The organism is Vibrio sp. QJM3NY_15 (assembly GCF_057785995.1).
The window spans coordinates 61829-88642 of sequence record NZ_CM173517.1; the positions used below are offsets into that span (position 1 = coordinate 61829).

22 protein-coding genes are annotated in these 26814 nt (G+C 42.4%); 19 read left to right on the forward strand and 3 right to left on the reverse strand.

Annotated elements, in window-relative coordinates:
• Window positions 1-52: 52 nt before the first annotated feature.
• A complete protein-coding gene (asnC, locus tag AC3CKG_RS00275; protein WP_009848066.1) occupies window positions 53-517 on the reverse strand; it encodes a transcriptional regulator AsnC in 465 nt (154 codons plus the stop codon).
• A 126-nt stretch (window positions 518-643) separates the two neighbouring features.
• On the opposite strand from asnC, the gene AC3CKG_RS00280 reads away from it, so the two are divergent.
• From AC3CKG_RS00280 to AC3CKG_RS00290, 3 genes are all read left to right on the forward strand, one after another.
• On the forward strand, window positions 644-3766 hold the full coding sequence (locus tag AC3CKG_RS00280) for an EAL domain-containing protein (RefSeq protein WP_488529211.1): 3123 nt from the start codon (window positions 644-646) through the stop codon (window positions 3764-3766).
• A 204-nt stretch (window positions 3767-3970) separates the two neighbouring features.
• On the forward strand, window positions 3971-4750 hold the full coding sequence (locus AC3CKG_RS00285; RefSeq protein WP_372112395.1) for a class I SAM-dependent methyltransferase: 780 nt from the start codon (window positions 3971-3973) through the stop codon (window positions 4748-4750).
• 121 nt (window positions 4751-4871) lie between these two features.
• A complete protein-coding gene (locus AC3CKG_RS00290) occupies window positions 4872-5447 on the forward strand; it encodes a hypothetical protein (protein ID WP_102513375.1) in 576 nt (191 codons plus the stop codon).
• A gap of 103 nt (window positions 5448-5550) precedes the next feature.
• Here AC3CKG_RS00290 and AC3CKG_RS00295 read toward each other — a convergent pair whose 3' ends face one another.
• Entirely contained in the window at window positions 5551-6429 is an 879-nt protein-coding gene (locus AC3CKG_RS00295) for a carboxylate/amino acid/amine transporter (RefSeq protein ID WP_102278935.1), read from the reverse strand.
• Window positions 6430-6481: 52 nt separating this feature from the next.
• Window positions 6482-6916, reverse strand: a complete 435-nt coding sequence (gene uspA, locus AC3CKG_RS00300; protein ID WP_004735555.1) for a universal stress protein UspA — start codon at window positions 6914-6916, stop codon at window positions 6482-6484.
• 188 nt (window positions 6917-7104) lie between these two features.
• On the opposite strand from uspA, the gene ftnA reads away from it, so the two are divergent.
• From ftnA to AC3CKG_RS00380, 16 genes are all read left to right on the forward strand, one after another.
• Entirely contained in the window at window positions 7105-7632 is a 528-nt protein-coding gene (gene ftnA, locus AC3CKG_RS00305) for a non-heme ferritin (protein WP_017109234.1), read from the forward strand.
• A gap of 68 nt (window positions 7633-7700) precedes the next feature.
• The gene (uspB, locus tag AC3CKG_RS00310; protein ID WP_009848060.1) at window positions 7701-8024 is read left to right on the forward strand and encodes a universal stress protein UspB; all 324 of its coding nucleotides are present in this window, start codon (window positions 7701-7703) and stop codon (window positions 8022-8024) included.
• Window positions 8025-8260: 236 nt separating this feature from the next.
• Window positions 8261-9454, forward strand: coding sequence for a BaiN/RdsA family NAD(P)/FAD-dependent oxidoreductase (locus AC3CKG_RS00315; RefSeq protein WP_076667638.1), 1194 nt, complete (start codon window positions 8261-8263; stop codon window positions 9452-9454).
• 122 nt (window positions 9455-9576) lie between these two features.
• Complete coding sequence (locus AC3CKG_RS00320) at window positions 9577-10401, forward strand: TnsA endonuclease N-terminal domain-containing protein (protein ID WP_488528614.1); 825 nt, start codon at window positions 9577-9579, stop codon at window positions 10399-10401.
• A complete protein-coding gene (locus AC3CKG_RS00325; protein WP_488528615.1) occupies window positions 10391-12550 on the forward strand; it encodes a transposase in 2160 nt (719 codons plus the stop codon). The genes AC3CKG_RS00320 and AC3CKG_RS00325 overlap by 11 nt, the downstream gene beginning before the upstream one ends.
• On the forward strand, window positions 12540-13991 hold the full coding sequence (locus AC3CKG_RS00330) for an ATP-binding protein (RefSeq protein ID WP_488528616.1): 1452 nt from the start codon (window positions 12540-12542) through the stop codon (window positions 13989-13991). Before AC3CKG_RS00325 ends, AC3CKG_RS00330 begins: the two co-directional genes overlap by 11 nt.
• 34 nt (window positions 13992-14025) lie before the next feature.
• Window positions 14026-14694 (forward strand): TniQ family protein, encoded by a 669-nt coding sequence (locus AC3CKG_RS00335; protein ID WP_488528617.1) that lies wholly within the window; start codon window positions 14026-14028, stop codon window positions 14692-14694.
• A 327-nt stretch (window positions 14695-15021) separates the two neighbouring features.
• Window positions 15022-15426, forward strand: coding sequence for a TnsD family Tn7-like transposition protein (locus AC3CKG_RS00340; RefSeq protein WP_488528618.1), 405 nt, complete (start codon window positions 15022-15024; stop codon window positions 15424-15426).
• Between the two features lie 248 nt (window positions 15427-15674).
• Window positions 15675-16076 carry a hypothetical protein gene (locus AC3CKG_RS00345; RefSeq protein WP_017089035.1) on the forward strand — a complete coding sequence of 134 codons (402 nt, stop codon included), beginning with the start codon at window positions 15675-15677 and terminating at the stop codon, window positions 16074-16076.
• A complete protein-coding gene (locus tag AC3CKG_RS00350; protein ID WP_102548332.1) occupies window positions 16060-16698 on the forward strand; it encodes a restriction endonuclease subunit S in 639 nt (212 codons plus the stop codon). The genes AC3CKG_RS00345 and AC3CKG_RS00350 overlap by 17 nt, the downstream gene beginning before the upstream one ends.
• A gap of 2 nt (window positions 16699-16700) precedes the next feature.
• The gene (locus tag AC3CKG_RS00355; protein WP_488528619.1) at window positions 16701-18215 is read left to right on the forward strand and encodes a type I restriction-modification system subunit M; all 1515 of its coding nucleotides are present in this window, start codon (window positions 16701-16703) and stop codon (window positions 18213-18215) included.
• Window positions 18205-19488: a restriction endonuclease subunit S gene (locus AC3CKG_RS00360; RefSeq protein ID WP_488528620.1), complete on the forward strand. Its 1284-nt coding sequence runs from the start codon at window positions 18205-18207 to the stop codon at window positions 19486-19488. The genes AC3CKG_RS00355 and AC3CKG_RS00360 overlap by 11 nt, the downstream gene beginning before the upstream one ends.
• A gap of 142 nt (window positions 19489-19630) precedes the next feature.
• A complete protein-coding gene (locus AC3CKG_RS00365; protein WP_488528621.1) occupies window positions 19631-21469 on the forward strand; it encodes a cold-shock protein in 1839 nt (612 codons plus the stop codon).
• 10 nt (window positions 21470-21479) lie between these two features.
• Window positions 21480-24752, forward strand: a complete 3273-nt coding sequence (locus tag AC3CKG_RS00370; protein ID WP_488528622.1) for a type I restriction endonuclease subunit R — start codon at window positions 21480-21482, stop codon at window positions 24750-24752.
• Complete coding sequence (locus AC3CKG_RS00375) at window positions 24752-25528, forward strand: M48 family metallopeptidase (RefSeq protein WP_488528623.1); 777 nt, start codon at window positions 24752-24754, stop codon at window positions 25526-25528. Before AC3CKG_RS00370 ends, AC3CKG_RS00375 begins: the two co-directional genes overlap by 1 nt.
• Entirely contained in the window at window positions 25521-26717 is a 1197-nt protein-coding gene (locus AC3CKG_RS00380) for a hypothetical protein (RefSeq protein ID WP_488528624.1), read from the forward strand. The genes AC3CKG_RS00375 and AC3CKG_RS00380 overlap by 8 nt, the downstream gene beginning before the upstream one ends.
• The last annotated feature ends 97 nt before the right edge of the window (window positions 26718-26814 follow it).

Sequence of the window (26814 nt, forward strand, 5' to 3'; positions counted from 1 at the left end):
TAGCGAAAAGAGCCTCATTGTGAGGCTCTTTTTGTATCGATTTATCAAACGATTATGGATTTACATTGCGGTTGATAGGGTTCTGCAATGAAATTAGTGTCTCAGTCGATTGAACCTCGTCAATCGCCTGCAATTTATCAATCAGTACGAACTGCAACTCTTCGATCGATTTACACATCAGTTTAACGAAAATGTTGTAGGCGCCAGTGGTGTAGTAAGCCTCAACCACTTCGTCTAACGCATTAAGCTTGGCAATGGCTGAGTGGTAGTCGCGAGCTGCGTTAAGGTTGATACCAATAAAACAACACACGTCGTAACCAAGCTTCTTAGTGTTTACCACAACCTCGGTTCGCTCAATAATGTCGGCCGATCTCATCTTTTCGATACGAACGTGAATCGTCGCGGGGCTGACATCAAATTTCTTTGCCATTTCAGCATAAGGCGTGCGCGCATCTTCCATCAAAGTTTTGAGAATGGCACGGTCTAGGTCATCCAGACGAGCAGTAGTTGTGGACATGCGTAAACCCTTATATCGAATGAAAATAGTTCGGCTAGAGTACATATCATAGCCAAGGGTGATAATATTAGCAGCAACGATGATGTTAAGGTGAATTCAGTGCGATTTTGGTTGTTATTTCTTGTGGTGTGTTGGAGTACGTTTGCTTCAGCGCAGACAAAAGATGTGTTGGTGATTCACTCTTACCATCAAGGTTTTTTCTGGACAGATGATTTCCACAAAGGGCTAGCGGCAGAGCTTGACCGAGATGGCCTGTCTTATCGTGTCGTTTATCTTGATAGCAAGCGCTCTCAAAATCCTGAATACCTTGAGCGTGTTTACCAGCTTTATCACACCAAACTGCTGCATGAAGAGTTTGCTGCCGTTGTGGTCAGTGACAATAACGCGCTCAACTTAATGAAGCGCCTCGCGCCCGATCTCAAAGATACTCCGGTTATCTTTGGAGGCATCAACAACTTCTCTCCTGAAATGATTGAAGGTTTGAACGCGACGGGTATTAGTGAGGATATTGATTTAGTCGGTAATATCGAACTCATCAAGCGTCTTCAATCGACAGTCAAAAAAATCTATATTGTCACCGATCACTCAGTGACGGGCCAAGCCATTCGCGCCCAAATCGATCTGTTTGTTAGAAAACACCCAGATTTTTCCGATCTTGTTGAACACTATGTTCCTGATTCTTATCAAGAGCTCGTGGCATTTTCTCAGCGTGCCGATCTCGGAAAAAGCTTGCTGTTTTGGGCGTATTACCGCGATGCCGATGGTCGAGTCAGTAGCGATGAAGACTGGCGCGTTCTCAATACACAGACTCAAATGCCATTGTATATGGTGCATGACTTGGGGCTTGGATTTGGTGCTATCGGAGGCGTGATTCAGAGTGGTGAGACGCAAGGTCGAGATACTGGGCGTGTTCTATTGAATGTGTTGGCTAACCCAACAAAGCCACTCCCTCCTGTGGTGGCTGGCGCTCCGGAAATAAAGCTCGATTATCAACAGATCTCTCGTTGGGATCTTGGCGCAGAGAATGAAGCCTCGGTGACTTTCCTAAATAAGCCAAAGTCATTCCTCGCGCGCTATCGCGATGAGATTCGTACGATTGGCTTGCTGTTTTTAGCCATGGCGTGCGTGATTGCCACCTTGGTGTATTACCTCAACCGACTGAAGAAAAGTGAACGGGCAAGCCGAAAAAGCCAAATGTTGCTCGAGTCGATCTTCGATCAAAGCCTGCAATTCATGGGCATTATCGATAAAAATGGGGTGCTGTTGTCGAGTAACAGCAAGCTGCATGAGCTTCTTTACAACCAAGGCTACAAGCTTGGTACTCCCCTTCAAAATCATCAACATTGGGAAGAGTCTGCACGCGACATACTGGAAGAGTATTTTACGAGCAAAGAAACGCCTCCGGCTTTGCGCTTTGAAGCGGAAGTGTGGTGTCGTGACCGTGGTGTGATGGTATTGGAAATTTCTCTGAAGTCGATGCCGGGTAATGAAGAGGATGACACCCAATTCTTATTTGAAGCGCGTGATGTGACTTCCCGTAAACTTGCTGAAAACAAACTGTTCCAACGCGAAGCCAACCTTAAACTGTATTACGACAAGCAACCCGTAATGATGATTACGCTGGATGGCAACAACCGTATTCAGCAAGTGAACCAGTTTGCTGAAGAGGTGTTAGGTTATCCTATGGAGCAATTGCTAGGTCATCGTCCAAGAGAGTTCTATGTCGATGAAAATGCAATGATCCCGCGTCATATCTTGTTGCAACCACAGCATAAGGTTCGTGGCGTGTGGCGCCGTGATATCGAATATCGACATGCGGATGGCAGCACAATCTGGATTCGTGAAAACATTCGTCCATTGGTTGAATCCGATCAGCTGTTGATTGTTGGCGAAGACATCACCGAGACTCATGAGCTTTCTGAAAAGTTAGAGTACCAGGCTCGCTATGACTTGCTCACTGGTACCTTTAACCGCAATCACTTTGCACAAGAATTGCAGAAGGCATTAAAAGAAGTTGAAAGCCACATGCGTACTCACGCCATGTTGTTCTTGGACTTAGACCAACTTAAGGTCTTAAACGATACCGCAGGCCACGAAGCGGGTGATGCCGCAATCATGTTTAGCGCCAAGCTGCTGGAAGACGTCCTGCCATACAACGCCGTGTTAGCACGTATGGGCGGCGATGAGTTTGCTGTATTAATCAAAGACTGCACCGAGCGAGATGCGGTTAATGTGTGTCGCAGTATCATCTCGATGATGAGTGAGAATCCATTCTTGTGGGGTGATATTCGCCTTAACCTGACCAGCTCTATCGGTATTCGATTGATTGACCATACCGCGGCTTCACCACAAATGGTGCATGCTCAGGCCGATGCCGCTTGTCATGCAGCGAAAGAAGAAGGGCGCAATCGCTATAACCTTTATCATCAGGATGATGAAGATATTCGTCGTCGTCACTTAGAAATGGAGTGCGTCAATCTCGTCCATGAGGCTTTGGCGAATGATCGTTTAGAGTTGTTTGCACAGCGTATTCTTGGTTTAGACAAAGACAGCGAGAAAATGCATTTCGAGATCTTGGTGAGAATCAAGAACATCAAGGGTGAGTACATCTCTCCGGGGATCTTCATGCCCGCTTCAGAGCGCTATAATATTGCGCACTTGATTGACCGCCGAGTCGTGAGCCAAACGCTCGCTTGGTTGGAACATCGACCAAAGGTGATAGATGAACTTGGAATGTGCTCTATCAATTTGTCTGGTCACTCGATGGGTAACCGAGAGTTTGTTGAGTTCTTGATTGAAAGTTTGGCGAACTCGTCAGTGCCTTGCCATAAGATTTGTCTAGAAATCACTGAAACGGCCGCGATGAGCAACATGAAACAAGCGATCAAATTCTTTACTCGCATTAAAGAGCTTGGCTGCATGATTGCGCTTGATGACTTTGGCTCAGGCTTATCATCGTTTGGCTATCTGAAGAAATTGCCGGTTGATATCGTGAAGATTGATGGTCTGTTTGTGCGCGATATTGATGTCAACGAAATGGATCATGTGATGGTTCGCTCTATCAATGACTTAGCTAAGCAGATGGGTAAACACACGGTAGCTGAGTTTGTTGAAAACACTCAGATCATCGACAAGCTGATCGAACTCGGTGTTAACTACGCACAAGGCTACATTATTGGTCGACCTAAGCCGCTTGCGGAGCTCGTTGAAGAGTTACAACAAGAGCGAACGTCAGAACTCTCAGATTAAGTGAACCAAGCGACACTATGACCATTCTTTAGCTCTAGTCTTAGTAATTAGCACTTACAGCGCTAATAGTTTGCTGCTTTAATGGTTTTCAGAGCTAATGGCTTTCAGAACTAATAGTTTGCACCGCTAATATGTATTGTTGAGGCAATCAGGTAAACTGGTTGCCTCTTTTGTTTTGAATATTACTGTCTGTTGGAGACGACCTTGCAACTACAACTGATTTGCGAAGATGCCACCCAAATCGATCATCTAAATGACTTAGCGACCCGTTGGAGTTTATCTCATGATGAATACAGCGATTTCGCTTTGGTACTGACTAGCGAGCGACTTGAGTTACGTAAAGTCGATGAACCGAAGCTTGGTGCTATCTTTGTTGATTTAGTCGGAGGCGCAGTCGGTCACAGACGTAAGTTTGGTGGTGGTAAAGGTCAGGCAATTGCTAAGGCCGCAGGTCTAAACAAAGGCGCAACGCCAACTATTCTTGATGGTACTGCAGGCTTAGGGCGTGATGCGTTTGTGCTGGCTTCGTTGGGCTGTAAAGTTCAGATGGTAGAGCGACATCCCGTTGTGGCTGCATTATTGGATGACGGCCTGCAGAGAGCACAAAAAGACCCAGACATTGGCGGTTGGGTGAGCGAACGTATGAAGTTGATTCATGCTTCTAGCCATGATGCCCTAGATAAGCTGAGTAACGATCCTGACTTCGAACAGCCTGATGTGGTGTATCTCGACCCGATGTACCCGCACCCAGAGAATAAAAAGAAATCGGCTTTGGTTAAGAAAGAGATGCGTGTATTCCAATCTTTGGTTGGCGCCGATCTGGATGCCGATGGCTTATTTGAGCCTGCGATGAAGCTCGCATCAAAGCGTGTTGTGGTCAAAAGACCGGATTACGCAGCATGGTTAGACGAGCAAAAACCAAGCATGGCGATCGAAACCAAAAAGAATCGTTTTGATGTCTATGTGAAAGCATCAATGACTTAGCAGCACGCTAAGAAAGTTTCCCGTCATAAATACGATAAATTGCCATTTAACACTTGCGATAGTCGCGTTACGGATGTATATCTAACTAAGAATCATTATTATTCTTAGCTGGAGTTGTAGCATGGCTAAACGCTTTTGTAAGTTAAACCGTCGAGATATCACTGAACACCTAGGCGAGATCCACAGCTTGGTTACCCAACCTAAGTTTGTGTGTCGTTCTTGTGCGCGTTCATCGTCGGATCAAGCGAACCTATGCAAACCAACAGCAATCCCACCGATTGATTGTCAGAATAAACCCGTTGAAGAAAAAGTCGCGTGTGGTCTACTTGCCGAAACATTGCCAACTCCAGAAGTTTCTCTTATCGAGATCATGGACAGTGCTGAGTCAACGGTACAAATCTTTGATCCTGCTATCGTAGAAACGGCTGATAAAGTCGCGTTGAAGAAAGCCAAGCTGAAAAAATTGATGGCGAAGGCGAGCGGTGATGAGAAAGCTGAACTTAAACAAGCGAAGAAAGCGGCGAAGAAACAAGAGAAGTACAACAAAAAGCTCGCGAAGATGATTAAGAAGCAGCAAAAGCTGTTTAAGAAAAGCCAAAAGCTGGAAAGTGACCTTGAACGCATCAACCTACAACTTGATGACGTCGCCTTCACTGAAACCAAGACTCAGGTAGTGAGCCATAGTCACATTCACTGAAGTTGATTCGAAGAATTTATTGCTACACAGATGATTTAAAAAGAGCGACCTACGGTCGCTCTTTTGCTTTCTGGATATGACTAAAGCCAATTAGTTTAACGCGTTAGACATTGCTAACATCTCTCGCAACACGCTTCTTAACCCAAGTCTCATTAACCCACAAAGACAGCAAGATAACCCCACCACCAATGGAAAGTCGTACTAGGTCGACATCTCTATTCCAGATAAGGATATTCACCACAAGGCCTGCTGGGACTAACACATTGTTCATCACGGCAAGTGCGCCAGCATTGACCATGCACGCGCCTTTGTTCCACATAAAGTAACCCAGTCCTGAAGCAATTAAGCCGAGGTAAAGCAGGATTCCCCATTGAAGTGTGGTCGTAGGCAGCTTCTCTGGGTTGCCCAGCAACATGAAAGCAACTGAAGCCACACACAGTGCGCCTAAATAGAAATAACCAAACACCGTGTGTTGAGGTAATTCAGTCGCTTCTTTTTCCATTACCACTTTGTAGCCGACCTGACCGATAGCAAAGCACAGGTTCGCCCCTTGCACGACAAGGAAACCGACCAAAAAGTTCTCATTGATGCCCGCGAATTTAATAAACACCGCGCCTAACACCGCAATAGCAGCGGTGACTAAGTACCAAGGTGAGAATTGCCCTTTGAGAAAGTCATAAATAAGCGTGACATAAATTGGGGTAAAGACGGTAAACAAAAGGACTTCAGGAACTGACAGCAGCAAGAACGACTGATAATAGAAGCAATACATCAGCCCAAGCTGAATACCACCAATAGCCATCAATTTAGCGATCAGCTTACGTGAGACGCCACGAAACTTAAGGAAGGGAAGAAATACGAGACCCGCAAGGGCAACACGCATCAAAACAGAGAACCAAGCATCAACCTGACCAGCAAGGTAGACGCCGATCAGGCTAAAGGAGAAGGCCCATAGGAGGGTAACACCAGCTAAATAGCTCATAGTAAAACTTCGTTAATAAGATATGAGCTGTATGTTACCTAACCTTAAATCATTAGTCTTCTGAATCTCTTAGAGGCACGACCAGCATATCAACTGGAGAGGCGTTGATCAGTTGTCGTGTTGAAGAAAGCAGTTTGCTCCAGAAGTCTTGATGGTGACCACAAACCACTAAATCAACATTGAACTCGTTGATGGTGTCACACAGCTCATGACTCAGGTCGCCACTGCCCACTAAGGTGTGGGTGATCGGGTATTGAGCATGCTCAGCAAAGTTTTGCAGCTGAACTCGAGATGCTTCCATCGCGTTATGCTGAGTTTCCGCCATGTTGATATCGATTAGGCCGGTATACAGCTCGGCATAGTTAATATCGATATGGATAAAAGAGACTTTGGCTTCCAATGGCTTTGCCAATGCTACCGCTTTATCCACAATTAATTTGCTGTCTTCTGATAAATCGACCGCGACCAAAATATGTTTGTAACTCATATCGCTACCTCCTTTATTCATTGTCTGTTTAAAGATTAGCACTATGCGATGGCTTTTTTTGCTGAAGTGATCTCATATCCATCGTCTTGCGTACTGGTTCTGTGAATTGTTGGTTAAGTAATGGTCAGCGAGATATTCATTAAATAGTGATATAGTAGAGAAAACTAAGGTGTAATCAGGAGACTTTAATGCTGTCTAAAACAATGGTTGATCAACTCAACGATCAAATTAATCTAGAATTTTTCTCATCCAACCTATACTTACAAATGAGTGCTTGGTGTGAAGACAAAGGATTTGAAGGTGCAGCAGAGTTTCTGCGTGTTCATGCAGTAGAAGAAATGGAACACATGCAGCGTCTTTTCACTTACGTTAGTGAAACAGGTGCAATGCCAATTCTAGGTGCTATTGAAGCGCCAAAACATGAATTCGACAGCCTTGGTGCCGTGTTCCGTGAAACATACGAACATGAGCAAATGATCACTGAAAAAATCAACAAACTGGCTCACGTTGCTTTCACATCACAAGATTACTCAACCTTTAACTTCCTGCAATGGTACGTTGCAGAGCAACACGAAGAAGAGAAGTTGTTTAAAGGTGTATTGGATAAGCTAGAGCTCGTTGGTGAAGACGGTAAAGCACTGTTCTTTATTGATAAAGACCTAGCGCAATTGGCAAAAGATGGTTCATCTTCAATTATGGAAGCTCCTGCAGTTTAGGCTGTAAGAAAAAGACACTGATTATCTTTTTCTTTTGAGTCTTCCCTTGAAGATGTAGGGAGGAAAGGATGATCAGCGGCGACACTATTCTATTTGCACTAATGGTTGTGACATGTGTGAACTGGGCGCGTTATTTTACTGCGCTAAGAACACTGATTTATATTATGCGAGAAGCACATCCTCTACTTTATCAACAAGTAGACGGAGGTGGGTTCTTCACAACTCATGGCAATATGACCAAGCAGGTTCGCCTGTTTAGTTACATCAAAAGCAAAGAGTATCACCATCATCACGACGAAGTTTTTACGTCGAAGTGTGATCGTGTAAGACAGTTATTTATACTCTCTTCCGCTCTGTTGGGTGTAACGTTGCTGTCTTCATTCATCGTTTAAATTCCAGACGAATTGAGTGATTAACTCGATCTCAATTCGTTGAATCAGCCGTCCACTTTATGTCGTGGGGGCTGACAGGTATTTGCACGAATGAACATCAATTGCAAAGTTGAAAATTGCCGTTAGAATAGCGAGCAATTAGTAAGGATGTGCTGTTATGCACATCCTTTTTTATTGGTGGCGTTATGGGCACAAGGCGTGCTTCGTGATGCAAAAGTGAAGAAAGCAGAACCGCAATGAGTGAAAAATTTGACGTAATCGTAATTGGCGCAGGTGCAGCTGGCTTGATGTGTGCAGCAGAAGCAGGCAAGCGCGGCCGACGAGTGCTCGTCGTAGATCATGCCAAAAAACCGGGAAGAAAAATCCTTATTGCTGGTGGCGGTCGCTGTAACTTTACTAACTATGATGTCACAGCAAAAAACTTTTTAAGTCAAAACCCCCACTTTGTTAAATCTGCACTGGCTCAATATACCAATTGGGATTTCATTTCGATGATCTACAAGCATGGTATTGAGTTTGAAGAGCGTGATCACGGGCAATTGTTCTGTGTGAATGACCATAACTCAAAAGATATCGTCACCATGTTGCTAGCAGAGTGTAAGCAAGCAAAGGTTGAAGAGCGTTACCGTTGTGATGTTCATTCTATTGAGAAAACAGACGCTGGCTTCAAGATGCATCTCAACACCGATGAAGTTGAGTGTGATTCATTGGTGATTGCAACCGGTGGCCTTTCAATGCCAAAACTAGGCGCGACGCCATTTGGTTATAAAGTGGCAGAGCAGTTTGGTTTATCTGTGGTGCCAACAACCGCTGGCTTGGTGCCATTTACTTTGCATAAAGAAGACAAAGAAGCCTTTGCTGAGCTTTCTGGCATCGCGATTCCTGCCGAGATCACTGCGCAAGACGGCACTTTATTCAAAGAAGCATTGTTGTTTACTCACCGCGGCCTATCTGGCCCTTCGGTACTGCAAATCTCTTCATTCTGGAAAGCGGGTCAGTCGGTTTCGATTAATCTAGTACCAGAAGTGGATGTGGCGGAGTTACTGGCTAACTCTCGCGAGAAGCATCCAAACCAGAGCTTGAAGAACACCTTGGCGAAAGCATTACCAAAGCGTTTCATTGAGGTGCTGATTGACCGTAAAGAGCTTGAAGACAAGCCGCTCAAACAGTTCAACGAAAAGCAGCTAAATGAAATTGTAGAGCATCTAGAGAATTGGAAAATTGCACCTAACGGCACCGAAGGCTACCGAACGGCTGAAGTGACTTTAGGCGGTGTAGACACCAATCACCTCTCTTCAAAAACGATGGAATGTAAGACGGTTTCTGGCCTCTACTTCATCGGTGAAGTAATGGACGTAACAGGTTGGTTAGGTGGTTATAACTTCCAATGGTGTTGGAGCTCAGGCTTCGCCGCAGGCCAGTGGGTTTAGGTGTTTTGGAACAATAAAGTTTGTACACTGTTGAAAAAGTTTGTACATACATGTTATTTGGAATAATAAAGTTTGTACACTAGGCTATAATATATTTTATCGAATTAGATAGAGTATGCGTTGTGGCTGGACGAAGAAAACTTGAAAAGCTCGCTGATTTCAAGCGGGCTTTAAAACAAAAATATGGCTTAGGTGAAGGAGCTAATTACACTCCTTGGATAAGAGTTCAGGATGTTAAGTCTCATGGTCACAGCGGTAAGATTGACGGAATAAAATCGGGACGAACTCACCATACCTTATCTGAGCAAGAGACATGTTTTTTCTATTTAGCTGAGTTTTCCGATTCAGTTACCGATATTCGAGAGCAGTTTCCTCTGCTTCCTCTCACTCTCTCATTAAAAATATCTAAGCTGCTTGATGTTGAGCATCCTAAGCACCCAATAACCAAAGCCCCAATCATCATGACCACTGATTTCCTTTTAACCTGTAGTGATGGAAAGCGGATTTGGTATGAAGCTGTTTCTGTGAAGCCTAGTGAAAAGCTTTCAGATAAAAGGACGGCAGAAAAGCTCGATATTGAAAGAGTTTGGTGGGAGTTATTAGGTATTCCATTTCACATATTTTGCCTGTCAGAACTGAATCAGATTAAGTCAAAGAATATTCAATGGATTACCGATCCTAAACGTAAGAGTTACTCATCACCTTCGAATAAAGTTAGAGAAGAAGCCAAGCGTATATTGACGGTGGGAACAATGCAATTAAGCGATGTTTGTGACATGTTTTCTAATCAAGTCGGCATGTCGAATGATGATGCATTGATTTTGTTAAAGTATTTAATAGCTGATAAAGAAGTTATTGTAGATTTGGCGCGGCCCATAGTTCTATCTGGGATGATAGAAATTGTTCAAGTTAAGATGGATGGGAAATCACAGCAATATGCAAGTTGAATTAAATAGTGTTTGGCGAGTTCATAACTTAGATGGTCTTGAGGATGGTCTTTACAGGGTTTTGCAACTATATACAAAGGAACATATCGTCATTCTTTTTCCTTTGCTCGAATCAAAGGCTTTGCAACGACCACTTAAGCTTGATTTTGACTTTTTTAATGAGGCCATTAAAACGGGTAATTCCGAATTGAGTTCATATGAGCTTCCGTATTATCAATTGCAGTCAGAAGACGATATTTCAGAGAGTTATCTTGTAAAAAGAGATGAAAAATATCGACTTATTAGTGAATTAGCATCTGATCCATATTTTTTGCTAAATTTGGTTGAGCAACCTCGTAGTAAAGCTGTTTCGACACACGCGAAAGCCCGCAACACATATATCCAGAATATCTATCGAGCACTAAATCTTTATTGGAAATATGGTCAAGAGCGAAATGCACTTTTACCGAGCTATAAGAACTCTGGGGGTAGAGGTAAATCAAGAGTAGCTGGTGTAACAAAGCGTGGTTCTCCGATACAACTCTCCAGTCCAAGTATTGAAGTTCCTGAAGGTGTTAATACTACTGAGCACGATAAAACTTTGTTTCTTAAGGCGATGAAGAAGTTTGGACTCAAAGGTGAAAAAGTTAAGTTCAGTCGTGTATATGACAAAATGCTCAAAGAATATTATGCAGAGGAGCTAATTGCTGCTGAATTTGAGTCACGAGAAGCGTTAGTACCTAATTACCGAGCGTTTGTTTATTGGGCCAAAAAACTAGTTCCAGCACAAATTCTAATACGTAAACAAACAAATCAGGGTGACTTTGACCGCAATAAGCGAGGTTTAAAAGGTTCTGCTACCGATCATACAGAAGTTCCTGGCAGTTGCTTTGAATTGGATGCAACAGTTTTGGATGTACATATCGTATCTGACTTTCAGAGACATCATGTATTGGGGAGACCAACCGTTTATTGTGTAGTTGATAAAGAAAGTCGAATGATTGTCGGGCTGCATGTCTCCATGGAATATGCTTCTTGGAGGGCTGGTCGGCAGGCTTTAATTAACAGCTTTACCTCTAAGAAAGAGTATTGCGCAGAATTTGGTATTGAAATAGAAGAAGCTGATTGGCCTTGTAACCACATACCTCAACGATTGCTTTGTGATCGAGGAGAGTTTATTTGTCAGGATGCCGAAAGTCTCGCTGTGCCATTGATTGGCCACTTGAGTATTGCTCCCCCATACAGGGCGGAATTGAAAGGCATAGTCGAACATCGTTTCAATATATTGAACGAGAAATTAGTCCATGAGCTGCTAGGGACTACGAAAGGACGGCATTACATCAGAAGTGATAGAGACCCAAGGTTAGATGCTACTTTTACGCTCAGAGAAATAACCAAGCTCCTTATTGATGAAGTTTTAGAGCACAACAGTTCAATTTTTAAAGATTTAGCTAAGCAAAGTACATTACTTATTGAGTCAGGGTTTTCTCCAACCCCTCTAAACTATTGGAATCTACATGTTAAAGCACAGCGTCATGCTTTAAGTCGAGCAGACGAGGCTCATATTCGTTCTCGCCTATTACCAACAGTAAAAGTGACCATGACAGGCAAAGGAATTCGGCTGAACGATCAAATGTATTATGAGTCAGATCATGCTGATTTTGATACTTGGAAAGTAATCGCGAGAAATAATGGTTCATGGCAACTAGATGCTTTAGTTGATCATGATAATTCAAGCTTCATATTTGTCAGGCTTGAGGAAGTTAGTGGTTTTACCCGATGTTACTTGATGAAGGAGTCGGCTAATTTTGCTCATAGGCATCAAGCAGACATCCTGTATTTTGAAGATTGGATTAAGTTGGAAAAAAACAAAGCTAAGCCAACATCGAAATCGATAGAGCGTCACCAGAGAAGAAATCAGGTTATCGAAACTGCAAAAGAAGAAGCGGCATTGGCTCCATCGTTGAGTTCAAAATCTGAGAGAACAAAGGGCATGAAAGCAAGGAGAAGGGAAGCTATTCTTGCACAGAGGATTGAGGACGGAGAATCTCAACCTCATCAAGCTAAGCCTGATATGGAATCAGATATACCCAGTAAACACCTAGATGACAAGAAGAAAAAAGTAATTTCAATGCTCAAGCGAAAAAGGGCCAACGATAATGAGATGTGAAGAAGCCACTTATCATGAAGCGATATTACCCGAGCATCGTGGTAATCCTTTGATTGAAGCTTTGCCACCTAAGGTTGAGGATGATGAGTTAGTTATTAAGCTGAGTAATTATCCTGAGAGGTTCGTTGAGGAAACAAAGTTAGAGGCAATTGAAAGGTTGGACTATCTCACCCGATTAAAAGCGTTGAGGCAGCCACTACCTCTCTATTTTGATGTATTTAGGGCCATCGAAATAGCGATCAAAGAGGGATATTCAGCAAAAAATCCTTTATCTCCCACAACAATGAACTATCTACATTATTCTTTAGATAATCGACCTGATGTTGAACCCCGAACAGGCTTTTTTGAACCTAAAGGCAGTGGAATAACAATAATTGGTGAAAGCGGAGTAGGTAAAACCTGCATGCTTGAACAGGTACTCAACTGCTTTCCAGATGTCATCGAACACCGATATTACCAAAATAAAGTATTAGCAATTCCGCAAGTTGTTTGGATTAAAGTAGATTGTCCCGATGACTCAAGTGTGAAGGGACTCTGCCATCGCATCTTAGAGCAAATAGATCAAAAACTAGGACACCCTCCAACAAAACCTGCGGGAACGATAGCTCTTTTACTTCAACAAATTGAATCGAAAATGAAATCAAATTTCCTCGGGATTTTGGTTATTGATGAAATGCAAAACCTAAACCTTGCTAAAGCAGGCGGTGCTGATCGACTTTTAGGCTTTTTGCATAACTTAGTTAACAATTTAGGTATTCCGATACTTTTCTGTGCAAATCCTCCATTCGATGAACTTCTCAGCAAGAGTTTTAAATCAGCGCGACGTGCGGAAAGTAGTGGCTATTTCGATGTAGAACTAATGACGAATGATGAAGAGTGGGAATTGTTCGTGGATGAACTTTGGTGTTTACAGTGGACGAATGTTGAAACGCCGTTGACCCCAAGTTTGAACAATAAACTATACTCACTGTCTGCTGGTAATATGGATTTGGCTGTTCGAGTTTATTATTCAGCTCAAAAGGCAATTATTGGTTCTTCAGACGAGAGGATTACTGAAGAGGTTCTTGATCTTGGAGCCAGTATTGCTATACGGGCAACGAAAAATCTCACAGAAGAAATGAGAAAGAAACACGCGATTTCTATCCTAAAAAGAAATCGAAAAGATGGTCATACTGAACCGAACAGCCATCGACGTGAAGATGTTTCAACGAAAGAAGTCATCAATACCAAATCTAAAGTGGTAACGATACCAGGAGACTTGACTCGTCCACATCATCCTGAGTTCATTGGCGAACTAACGGAACTTATTTTTTCAGAGAGTTTGAGTGATCGGATATTGGATACTAATCTGATCCATAGGGCTTCTCAGGATAGTGATCCACTTGAAAGCCTAAGGGCTTCGGGTGTTTTGTGTGACGACCCATTGGAGACGTTTAGTTAGAATTTAGCTGTATGGCGAACCTATCGGAGGTGATATGCGTTTACCTGATGCATTACCCGATGAGCTACTGTTTAGTCGAATGATTAGATATTGCAATGTAGGTGCGGTTCCCATATCTGAATTTCTCAAAAGCGTATACGGAGACCATAGAGCAAGTATTAACCCAATACTTACTGCTGGTTTAAGTTCGCTTTCAAGTCTGTACAATGAGAACAATAATGACCTGCTAATGGGGCAAACTCTTGCTCCATTGTTTATGCATTATTACCCGCAATACAAAGCCAAATTATCAGAAGCTATATTCTCAACGGATAATTATTCGGCGATTCGTTTAAGCCAGCTCTCGTGCGTGAGAGAACATAGCGAATTAACTCTCAAACTGTGCCCAGTCTGCATTCAAGAAGATATCAGACAATTTGGAGTGGCTTATTGGCATCGAGTTCATCAAATACCTGCTATCGAATCTTGTTGTGATCATCAGCAGCAACTAGTGCATGTTCGCCTTCCTAAACGATTAAAGTTATCAGTTGGGTATCCTTCTTCTTTTGAAGCCGAGTATCACGAAAGTAGCGATGAAAGCTTTCGTTTGGCGCAGTTTTCTCGGCAAGTACTTCGAGAACAATCAAACAATATTTCTACATTTAGGTCGGCTAGTTACTCAGACAAATTATCGAATCTTGGCTATGTGACCAAGGGTGGTTGAATTCGCAGGGTAAAGTTACTCTCTGACTTTTATTCTTTTACAAGCCGATTGCATTTTCTATCTTCAGACGTTCTACCATCATCCGAATCGGATTATAAGTACATTACCAATTTGCTGTATAACCAATATTCACAGCATATTTTTAAGTATTTGATATTTGAATACTGGTTATCAAAGCAGAAGGTAAGGGCTAAAACAACACCAGAAGTACGCAGTGAAGGTTGTGTCGTTAGTATCTCTAGCGTAGAGCAAGAATGTTTGTCGTTGTTAAAAGAAGGATTACCAATTTCTTCAATAAGTAAGCAAACTGGCAAGAGTAGAACTTATGTGAAGTCAGTCGCTTACTCGTCGGATATGGAAGATTTGTTTGAGCCTATTAAGTTAAAAGCATCCGTCAGAGAGCAAGTTATTGCACTTGCATGGAAAGGTTTCCATCGTTCTGTGATCGCCAAATGTGTATCTGTATCAACAGGAAGTGTCGAAATGTTGATTTCTAGCGTAAATGGGTTGGTTAAGTGGAGACGGCAGTGTAAGCATGAATCGAAACGGCGACGCTACAAATCTCAGATACTTCGATACCGACACAATGACCCGTTAAAGATTAGAAAAGAGATAAAGCGAGATTGCAATGCAGCGTTTTACTGGCTATATCATCATGAACCTGAATGGCTTGAATCCGTATTACCTAAGCCATCCCACCCACATCGCTATCCTCGGGTTAAGCAGAAATAACTCAATGCGGAATCTGACTTGATAGATTCCGCAAGCTTTAGGCAGAAGTTTTGTTTTCTGATAAAAAATACAGTAGAAGAAAAGTGTACAAATCATTGACGTAGGTATGACTCCATATTAATATGGAGTCATTACGTTATCTGTAGACGCTCTACTGCATTTATTTGGCGTGATTGGCAAGGTTCAGGCGGCCACCTGAACCTTATCTAAACCTCAATACGACGATTAGACATATAGGAGATTTATTTATGCATCAAGATTACCAAATAACTGCGCGTGTGCAAGAAATTACAACCACTTTCATTCAGAAAAAACTTCTGAATGAAGATAGTTACCCTCAAAACATTCAAGAAACCGTTGTTCCTATTAGTGGAAAAGCTCAAAAGCGTGCGAAATATCAGTTCCCAATATCGGCAGAAGAAAACGACTCGATTATTTGTGAATATGATCGTGTGATGAATATTTATAACAAGCATCACTATGGCACACGAAAGAAGCTCACAGTAACAATGGAGCAGTGGTTTTTGGACGAAGCAAAGCGGTATGGATGGGCAGATGCAAAGTTTTACAAATGTGATGGTTCGACTAAAAAAGCCTGTTTTCTAGTGAAGGAAGCCGATTCGGAGAGTTCTTATGATTCAAAACACTAATCTTCGATTACTCAGTGAAGTAGCCGATATTCGAACTGGGTACACATTTAGAGAAAAGGTGGAAGAAGTTGAGGCAGAAACTGGCAGTGCTCGTATTGCTCAGATTAAAGATGTGCGTGAGATAGCCGAAACTTCAAATTCCTTCTTGCTTGATCCAAGCAAACTGCCAGCTATTGACTGGCAGGGTAAAGATAAAGCGTTAGTCGAGTCTGGAACTGTAATACTGCCTTCAAGAGGTTCGAGGGGCGGTTACTTCCAAGCATCCTGTGTTGTTGATAATGCGGAAGATTCATTACCTTTGGTGGTAACGAGTCAGTTCTTAGTGATTACACCAACGGTTGAGGTACTACCCGAATTCTTGTGTTGGTCATTAAACCAACCTTCAATTCAATTTTTATTATCTGAAGGTGCGGGCAGTCAGGGATCATCTATGGCTGTCATGCTTAAAACATCTATTGGCAATGAGATAAAGCTCAATATCCCACCTATCGAGACACAGAAGAAGATACTTCACCTCAATCAATTATGGGAAAAAGAGCAGGCATTAACCCAAGCACTGCTAATGAATCGAAAAACAATGCTTCAAGGCATGTTTCAACAATTACTTAATGAGAATAAATAACGATGAATACCCCAATCAACCAAGATCAAATCAACAAAGCCGTCTGGGCAGCCTGCGACACCTTCCGCGGCACCGTAGATCCATCAATCTATAAAGACTTCATCTTAACCATGCTGTTCCTTAAATACATTTCTGATGTGCATCAAGATAAAGTGGATGAGCTGGCTAAAGAGTACGGTGACGAGCCTGAATTGATTGCAGCAATGATGGAAACTCAGTCTTTTAAGATCCCAACAGGTTCAACGTTCTGGGATTTATACGAAGCTCGCCATGAAGCAGGTAACGGTTCACGTATCGACCAAGCCCTGCATGCGATTGAAGAAGCCAATGGCACTAAGCTTAAAAACGTGTTCCAAGACATCAGCTTTAACACAGACAAGCTCGGTGATGAAAAGCAGAAGAACGACATCCTGCGTCATCTACTGGAAGACTTTGGTAAAGAGACCCTAAACCTTCGCCCAAGCCGCGTGGGTACATTAGATGTTATAGGCAACGCTTACGAATACTTGATTAAACATTTCGCAGCGGGTAGCGGTAAATCAGCGGGGGAGTTCTATACCCCACCAGAAGTTTCTGACCTTTTATCTATCATTCTAGAGCCACAACAAGGCGACACAATTTGCGACCCTGCATGTGGTTCAGGCTCACTATTGATGAAATGCGGCAAGCAAGTTCAAAACAACTTTTCTGGTTCTAAGCAGTACGCGCTGTTCGGCCAAGAAGCAATTGGCTCTACTTGGTCATTAGCGAAGATGAACATGTTCCTACATGGTGAAGATAACCACCGCATTGAATGGGGCGATACTATTCGCAACCCTAAGCTGCAAGACAAAGAAGGCGGCCTGCTGCACTTTGATGTGGTAACAGCAAACCCTCCATTCTCGTTAGATAAATGGGGCTTTGAGGATGCTGGTAATGATCATTTTGGTCGCTTCCGCCGTGGTATTCCGCCAAAGACCAAAGGTGACTATGCGTTTATCTCACACATGATTGAAACGCTTAAACCGCAATCTGGACGTATGGGCGTGGTAGTGCCTCACGGTGTGCTATTCCGCGCTTCATCTGAAGGTAAAATCCGTAAACAACTGATTGATGAAAACCTGTTAGACACAGTAATTGGCCTACCGGAAAAGCTGTTCTTTGGTACAGGGATTCCAGCGGCAATCCTTCTGTTCAAAAAGCAGAAATATGATAACAAGGTACTGTTTATTGATGCCTCTCGTGAGTTCAAGTCAGGTAAAAACCAAAACCAGATCACACCATACAATATTCAAAAGATTGTTGATACCTACAAGGCACGTGAAACCACAGACAAATACTCATACCTAGCGACCCTAGAAGAGATTGCCGAGAACGACTACAACCTGAATATTCCTCGTTATGTAGATACCTTTGAGGAAGAAGAAGAGATCGACCTAGTTGCTGTTCGCACAGAACGTTTGGCACTGCAAAATGAACTAGCTGACCTTGAAGCTGAAATGGCGGGTTACCTAAAGGAGATAGGTTATGGTGCCTAATGGTTGGGAGGTTAAACCACTATCAAGCATTACTAAGTGGTCATCAGGCGGAACTCCATCAAAAAGCAACCCTGATTATTGGAGTGGTGAAATTCCTTGGATTAGCGCAGCTTCAATGCGAGGGCATTATTTTAATAAGTCTGAGCTAAAAATAACTGATTTAGCTGTCAGTAACGGTGCGAAAATGGCACCTAAAGATAGCCTACTGCTGCTTGTTCGAGGCAGCATGCTTTGGAATAAAATTCCTGTGGGTATCGCAGCAAGAAGAGTGTCGTTTAATCAAGATGTAAAGTGTCTTATTCCTCATGCAGACGAACTAACTACAGAGTTTTTACTGTATTGGTTTTTAACCTATGAACATCGTTTGATGAACATGGTGACAGGTACAGGAATTGGTGCTGGTAAGTTAGATACTACAGACCTGCAAGGTTTAGACGTATTTCTTCCACCACTCCCAGAACAACGCAAAATCTCCAAAATCCTATCAGCATGGGACAAAGCGATTGCTACCACAGAAAAGCTGATTGATGTCAGCAAGCAGCAAAAAAAAGCCTTAATGCAGCAGTTGTTGACGGGGCAAAAGCGTTTGCTTGACCCTGAAACGGGTAAAGCGTTTGTGGGGGAGTGGCGTAAATCTAAAACACCTTATGAAAGTTTACCTAACGACTGGTCTGAATTAGCTCTAGAGAAACTATCATCGTTTATAACAAAAGGAGCAACTCCAACGACTTATGGTTTTGAATGGCAAGAATATGGCATTCCGTTTCTAAGAAGTGAATGTGTAGGTAAAAATGGGTTTAAAGAGTCAGGGCTCAACTATATTTGCGATGCTGCACATGAAGCAATGGCGAGATCTAAAGTGTATCCAGGAGATATTTTAATTACGATTACTGGTAACGTTGGAAGAGTTTGTCGATTGCCAAATAAGTATCCTCAAGCAAATATTAATCAGCACATAGCAAAAGTAACATTAAAAGATGAAAACGTTTGTAGCGACTTCATTTTCTACTGCTTGCAAGATAATAAATATCAATCCAACTTTGAGAGAATTACGACAGGTCAAGCATATCCACAAATAAGTTTGGTACAAGTTAGAAACACTATCGTTCCTTTACCACCTATTTCTGAACAACAAAAAATCGCCTCAGTCCTCACCGCTGCCGACAAAGAAATCGAGTTGTTAGAAGCCAAGCTTGCGCACTTCAAGCAAGAGAAAAAGGCGTTGATGCAGCAACTTTTAACAGGTAAGCGTCACGTATCCCTGTCATCTTAGAGCCTGTCGCCTAGTGGTAAATGCTAAGAATACATTAACGTAGCTTTGGTTACTGCATAAAAATAACACTATTTTGGGCTGCTAATGTGGCCCATTTTGTCATTCAGTTGGTGCCAGCATTGTCTGGTTAGGTTAGGTAACATTGACAACTTTACACCTCGGCAAAGTGAAATGGTTTGGTGGTCATAACAGTAAAACAGACCGCGAAAACGATTTTGGCTTCATTTCTATGGATAATGGAGAGAGCGCTTTTGTTCACAAATCATCACTAGAAAACTGCTCATCTCTAGAAGAGGGCGATTCGGTTCTATTTACTCAAGTTGCTGGAAAAAAGGGAATTAAAGCAGAAAGCGTAACGAGACTGTTTCCATTTAACGAAGATATTCTTAATATTTTTGTTTTTGGTATCACTGATGAAGAGCTAAAAAAAGGCCGAGAGGGATCGATAGCCCCGCTATTGGCATACCTGTTACAAGAGCCATCGCTGCTCAATCTTAAAAATAATTCAGAGCTAAAGGATTGCTTAAAAAGTTTATGTGAAAGTGAGTACGGACATAAATTTATCTGTACTCTCTCTTTGGAGAGTTCACATAAACAATCGATTGCGGAATTGATCTGTGATTGCAAAAATTGGAGTGTGCTTTTTGATAACGCAGGGTTTAGCAAGCTCGGTTTCTCCGACAGCATTGCCACTCTTGGTTACGCGCTTTTGTCACCCAACTATATAACGTCAAACCTTGCTACTCTTAGTGAGCATTTATTGGCGATATCAGAAGCCGAACGTATCAATGCTTTAACACAGTTGAATAACGCCCTTTCATTAAGTGCGGTGTTGTACTTAATTTTTAGTTGTGCAGCACCACATCCTAAACATTGGGAGAAAGAGAAAGGGCAATTTGGTAACCAAGTACCTTTTTCTACTTTGTTGAACCTGTTTGTTGAAGGAACTGTGAGTCGCGAAAATCAGGTTGAGGTAGATGATTTTGTTCGTGATATTTACAGAGAACGATTTGACTCATTTTCTGATTATTGCCAGCACCCTGTAATAGCGCCAATCATTAAGCCCTGTTTGATTAAACGGAAAATGTTTTTTAAAGACATGAGCTTTATCGGTGACGTTCAAAATGATAAAGCGTTGTGGCACGACCCTGAAATGTGGTTCTTGAGTGAGAGTTTACCTTTGATTTTTGCAGGCAACGGCCATGATGATATTGAAAAAGTGATTCTTCATAAACTTTGGCAAGCTATATTAACGAAACACATTGATATCGAGCACTCAGCGTTGTTTAAGCTTTTTCCTCAATGTAATACTTTAAAGTACCGTTACCCCCACATGCACCTTTCCTGTGAAGCATTCCACTGGACTCCAAAAGAGGGGGCGGCGCGTTTTTTGTGTCGCTCACAAGAGTGTCATGATCCCCAAGTGATGCCTGATCTCACAAAACCCTATTTTGATTTTTCGGTATTTGATTGGCTGGCGCATTATGGCATCAACTATGCGGTAGAGAGTGCCCCTTCAAAGCGTGACTTCTCAATCAAACTTGCGGGTTATGTAAACAGAATTCGTGAGTTACATTCGAGATTGAACTGCCGTTGTTGCGGCAATTTGATGATACCTGATATGAAGTACGCGAGGGTGGAAGTTAAGACTATCGACCCTAACACCAAACAATTAATAACAACTCCTGTGAACGCGGCCTATCGATTAACGGTATTTAGTTGTAACACAGAAGGATGCGGTGCATTTGGTCAAAAATATTATATAAATCATTGTTTATATTACAAATGCCATGAACTTATTGATAGCCGAGAAATTACAGATAAGTGTAGCGAGGGACGTTATATATGCACGTGTGGTGCATGTTGCAACAAGCATGCTGACAGAGAACAGAACGTGGGCATGTTAGCAAACTCGCCTCTTAAACACCGTGAGTTATATAAAGACTCGCCTTCAATTCGAAATGTTCGGAACTGGGATTGAGAAAAAGAAAATGAATCAGTTGGCAAATTTTAAAGAAGAATTCAGTTCAAAAATTCCTGCACTAACCTTGCTTACCAATCTTGGCTACCAATTTATTCCGCCGGGTGAATGCATGGCTATGCGTGGCAATCTCTCCACGGTGATTTTGCCTGACGTTTTACGTGATGTGTTGAAACACAAAACCTACTCATTCATGGGCAAAGATCACCCGTTATCAGAAGCAGCTATCGATAAAATTGTCCACGAGTTAGCTAACCCAGCTATGAATGAAGGGCTGAAAGCAGCGAATGAAAAACTCTATAACGCACTGACCTACGGCATTGGTGTGACCGAATTTGTTGATGGTAAGAAAGCCAGCCCAACCATCAATGTCATTGACTGGCAAACGCCTAACAATAACCAGTTTCACTTCACCGAAGAACTTGTCGTTGAAAATGCTCATGGTACTGCCAACCGAATTCCAGACATTGTTTGCTTTGTAAATGGCCTGCCTTGGGTCGTGATTGAAGCCAAACGTCCTGATTCGTCCCACGGAGGTAAGCCGACCGTCGCTGAGGGTATTTCTCAAAATATTCGCAATCAGAAGGTCGATGAGATCCCTCATTTGTTTGCTTATAGCCAACTATTACTGTCGGTTAATGGTCACGAAGGTTTATACGGAACGTGTGGTACGCCAAGTAAGTTCTGGGCAAAGTGGAAAGAAGAAGAGATCACCGAAGCCACTTTTGAGCGCTTAAAGAACAAGCCTCTTGAGCAAAACAGCCTAGATAGAATCTTTGGTCATCGCCCAGCTAAAGTACGTGATGAATATTTATCGCTGATTGTTGGCGGTGAGTTAGTGGTGACAGACCAAGACCGCTTATTGGTTTCACTACTGCGTCATGACCGACTACTGGAAATGACTCAGCTATTCACCCTGTTTGATAAAAAAGCGGGCAAGATTGTTGCCCGTTATCAGCAAGTATTCGGCATCAAAGCCTTGATTGAACGTGTGACCTCTTTTGATGAGAAAGGCGCACGTAATGGCGGTGTGATATGGCATACCACAGGTTCTGGTAAGTCGTTCACCATGGTGTTCTTATCGAAGGCACTCATATGGATTAAAGAACTGGCTAAATGTCGAGTAGTGGTCGTAACCGACCGTGTTGATTTAGAAGACCAACTAGCGAGTACCTTTGCCTCTGGTGGTGCGCTATCAGAAAAAGATCGTAAAGCCTCGATGGCAACAACAGGGCGACGTCTTGCCGAGCAAATCGGTAAAGGTAATGAGCGTATTATTTTCTCCATCATCAATAAGTTTGGTACAGCGATTGAGTTGGAAGAATGTTACAACGATAGTCCAGATATGATCGTTCTAGTCGATGAAGGCCACCGCAGCCAAAACGGTGAGAATAATATTCGTATGCAGCAAGCTCTACCGAAAGCCGCTTATATCGGCTTTACAGGTACACCGTTGTTACAAGACGACAAGACTGAAAACAAGTTTGGCAAAATCATCCACTCCTACACTATGCAGCAAGCTGTGGAAGACAAAACCGTCACGCCACTCTTGTATGAAGAGCGTGTGCCAGATCTGAGCACCAACGATAAAGCATTAGATGCATGGTTTGATCGAATCACCGATAAGCTGACCGAAAAACAGCGCACCGACTTGAAGAGGAAGTTCGCTCAGAAAGGTCAGATCTATCAAACCGAGGGGCGAATCGAGCTTATTGCTCATGATATTTCGGATCATTTCCAAAACTTTAAGCGTCAGGGCTTAAAAGGCCAGCTTGCTTGTGACTCTAAAGCCTCTGCAATCCAATATAAGAAGCTTCTCGATAAAATAGGCAAGGTAACCTCGGTTGTTGCTATGTCTTCGCCTGATACGCGAGAGGGGCACGATACAGTTGATGGTGAAAGCACGGATATCGTTCAGAATTGGTGGAAAGAGAATGTACTCAGCTCTGATTTTGGTCAAGATGAAAAAGCTTACACTAAACATATTATCGAAGAGTTCGGTAAGGATGATGGCCCTGACATTATGATCGTGGTTGATAAGCTACTAACAGGCTTTGATGAGCCAAAGAACACCGTGCTTTACATCGATAAGCCGTTGAAGCAACACAATCTGATCCAAGCCATTGCTCGGGTAAACCGTCTGCATCAGAAGAAAGAGTTCGGTTACCTCATCGACTACCGTGGCATTTTGAAAGAATTGGATGCCACCATTGCCGACTATCAAGATCTTGCCGATCGTACTCAAGGTGGTTTTGATATTGAAGACTTAAAAGGTCTTTATAATCGTATGGATACGGAATACAAAAAACTACCCGGTTTATACAGTGAGCTGTGGGTAATTTTTGCCGAAGTATCCAACAAACAAGATGGCCCAGCACTACGGCAAGTGCTCGCTCCGAAAATTGATACCATTGATGGGCAACTTACCGATACCAACCAGAAAAAACGTGATGACTTCGACTCTACGCTCACTGCTTTTTCAAATTGTTTAAAAGTGGCACTGCAATCCGCAACTTACTTTGAAGATAAAAGCTTTGACGATAAGCGCGACCTCTATAAGAAAACGCTCAAGTCCATGGCTGAATTACGTAAGCAAGTTCGTGAAGATGCCGAAGAAACTATTGATTACGATGAGTATGCTGAAAATATCCGCACCATGTTCGATAAGCATATTGCAGGTGTTGAAATTGAAGAATCGAAAGGCGTTTACCTAGTTGGGAATATGGGGAGGGATATTAAGCCTGAGCAATTCACCGACGATGAAGCCCGCAACCAAAAAGATAAGATCACTGGTCGTGTTACTAAAATGATCGAACAAGACCTTGCCGATGACCCGTATGCCCAAGAATACTTCTCGAAACTGCTTAGGCAAGCAATTCAACAAGCAAAAGAGATGTTCGATGCACCTGTAAAGCAATATCTGCTATTTGCTGATTTTGAAGAGCAGGTAAAAGAACGTGATGTAGAAGGTATGCCAGCGGATCGCTTCTCAGAACTCGACCCTAAAATAAAACGACACGTACAGGCATTCTATGGTCTGTTCCCTCATCATTTAGGGGATCATGTTTTGTCAGAAGATAAGTGCTTTAACTATGCGTTGCAAATCGATGAAATCGTTACCGCCGCTGTTGCTGAGTTTTCCATTAATCCTCAAGAAATAGAGAATCAGATCCGACGTAAGTTAATCCCTGTGTTGTTCAAAGCGGTAGGCATGGATAAAACCCAAGCCATCATTACCGATGTCATCAAAATTACCCGCCTTGGCGTGTCAGGACATCATTAATGACGTCGGTAAGTTCCAGTGAAGGCAATAAAGAAGAATACAGCTTCGTCTATGGCGACGAAGCTTTGTGTTACGAAGTCGTCCGCAAACCTCATTTGGACGGTAAGAAACGTAAAATCACCATAAAGGTTCATCCTAATTGTGAGGTGGTGATTACTGCTCCAGAAGATGCAGAGCGTAACGACATTCATCAAGCTGTGATGAAGCGTGCTTCGTGGATTTACGATGCATTGAAAGACTTCCGCAGCCACTTAGAATACGTCCAACCTAAACACTACGTCAGCGGTGAAATGCAGTTCTACCTTGGTCGTCGTTATGTATTGAAGATCGTGGAAGATGCCAAAGCACTACCAACAGTAAAAATGACTCGCGGTAAATTACTGGTCACCTTAACTCGGTTTAACGATGACAAAACAGCCATGGTTCGAGCATTAGTGCGTAACTGGTACAAGGTACGTGCGGAGCGTATTTTCCATGAACGTTTATCTGAATTGCTTCCGCAAGCCACTTGGGTTGATGGCATACCGAGCTTTCGTGTTCTTCCCATGAGTAAACAATGGGGAAGCTGCTCGGCCAAAGGCAACTTGATGCTCAACCCACATCTAATTAAAGCCTCCAAAGAATGCATTGACTACGTGATCCTCCATGAGCTTTGCCACATCGCAGAGCATAACCACAGCGAGAAATTTTGGCGCTTACTGACGAGTGTTATGCCGCATTGGAAAGAAGTGAAAAGCAAGCTCGATGGCATGGCGGAGTTGTATTTGAATGAGTAGCAGCCCAGAATTTATTCAGTTGTTGAGAGACCAATCTCCTCATGATGAATCTCTTCATAGTACGTTATTAAGAGCATTATGGGCTTATGACCCAAATGTTAAACCAATAGGAATTATTGGTAATTCAGGAGGTTGGATAAATAGCCCTTTTGTTCAGAAGGATTATGAACATATTTTTTATAGGTATCCTGATCATGTATTGTTAGAAATTATTGACGTGGAATTATCTGTAAACGGTAAGGGCAATTTACTCTTTGATAACCCCACCAATTATACGTCGCAAATAAAGCCAACTTTCTTTAGTGGTCGGAGATCAAGAATGAGGGCTACCTCGAATCTTGATATAAGATATTGCCAATTCTGTATTGAAGAGGGAATTAAGAAGGTTGGTTATGGTTACTTTCGTCATTTCTGGAGCGCTTCTGATAAGTGCCTAATACATAATAAACCTTTAGAAAGGCTCCCCGAATTGGGATTCAATAAGTCATTAAAGATAGTAAAGAAACTACTGAAAGGAAAGGGATTCAATCACCCTCTGAAAGCTAAAGGAGTTCAGTCAACGTCTACAAGATCTAGGAGCTTTAAAATTCATGATACTTGGGATACAAGAGACCAGTATTTCTTTCCAATAAAATTTGCTCCAGGTTGCCTTATGAAAGACTTTGCCGAGTGGATTTGGGAAAGCTACCATGAGTTTAAAGACCCAGAGTTGAAAAGTTTTGCTGAGAAAGTTTCTGGCCAATACCTTCATAAGTTTCGGGAAATGTATGAATTTGATTATCGGAAAGATTTTTCTGGTGTGTATTTGCTATGCTCTTCATTTGAAGCTGAAAAGCTAAATGAATTTTTTGCTGAGAATATAACTTTAATTTGGCTAGATCTTGGGCCAAGAAAGCAGGGGCGGTTGAAAGAAGTTTTTGCTAAAAAGAAAGGGGAAAACTGTGAAACATGTAAAAAGAAGTCTTGCCACCTTAAAGGCACTAAAGAACTTCGTGAGGTTGATCCTCAAAAAATTTCACTTCAATACCTTTGTGAGAATAGTTATACGCTATCAAGAATAGTGATGCAGCAGCGCCCGATAGCGGTTCTTGGTGGCTCTGTATGGGGTGCATTGGATGTGATGGTTAACCCCTCAGAAAAGCTGAAAATATCAGCACATCAAGTTAGGTTGGGAGATGATAGAGAATGAATCTGATATTCTTAACAATATAGTGTACAAACTTTATTATTCCAATCTTGATTTAGTGTACAAACTTTATTGTGCCTAAACATTAGGCTTTTTGCTT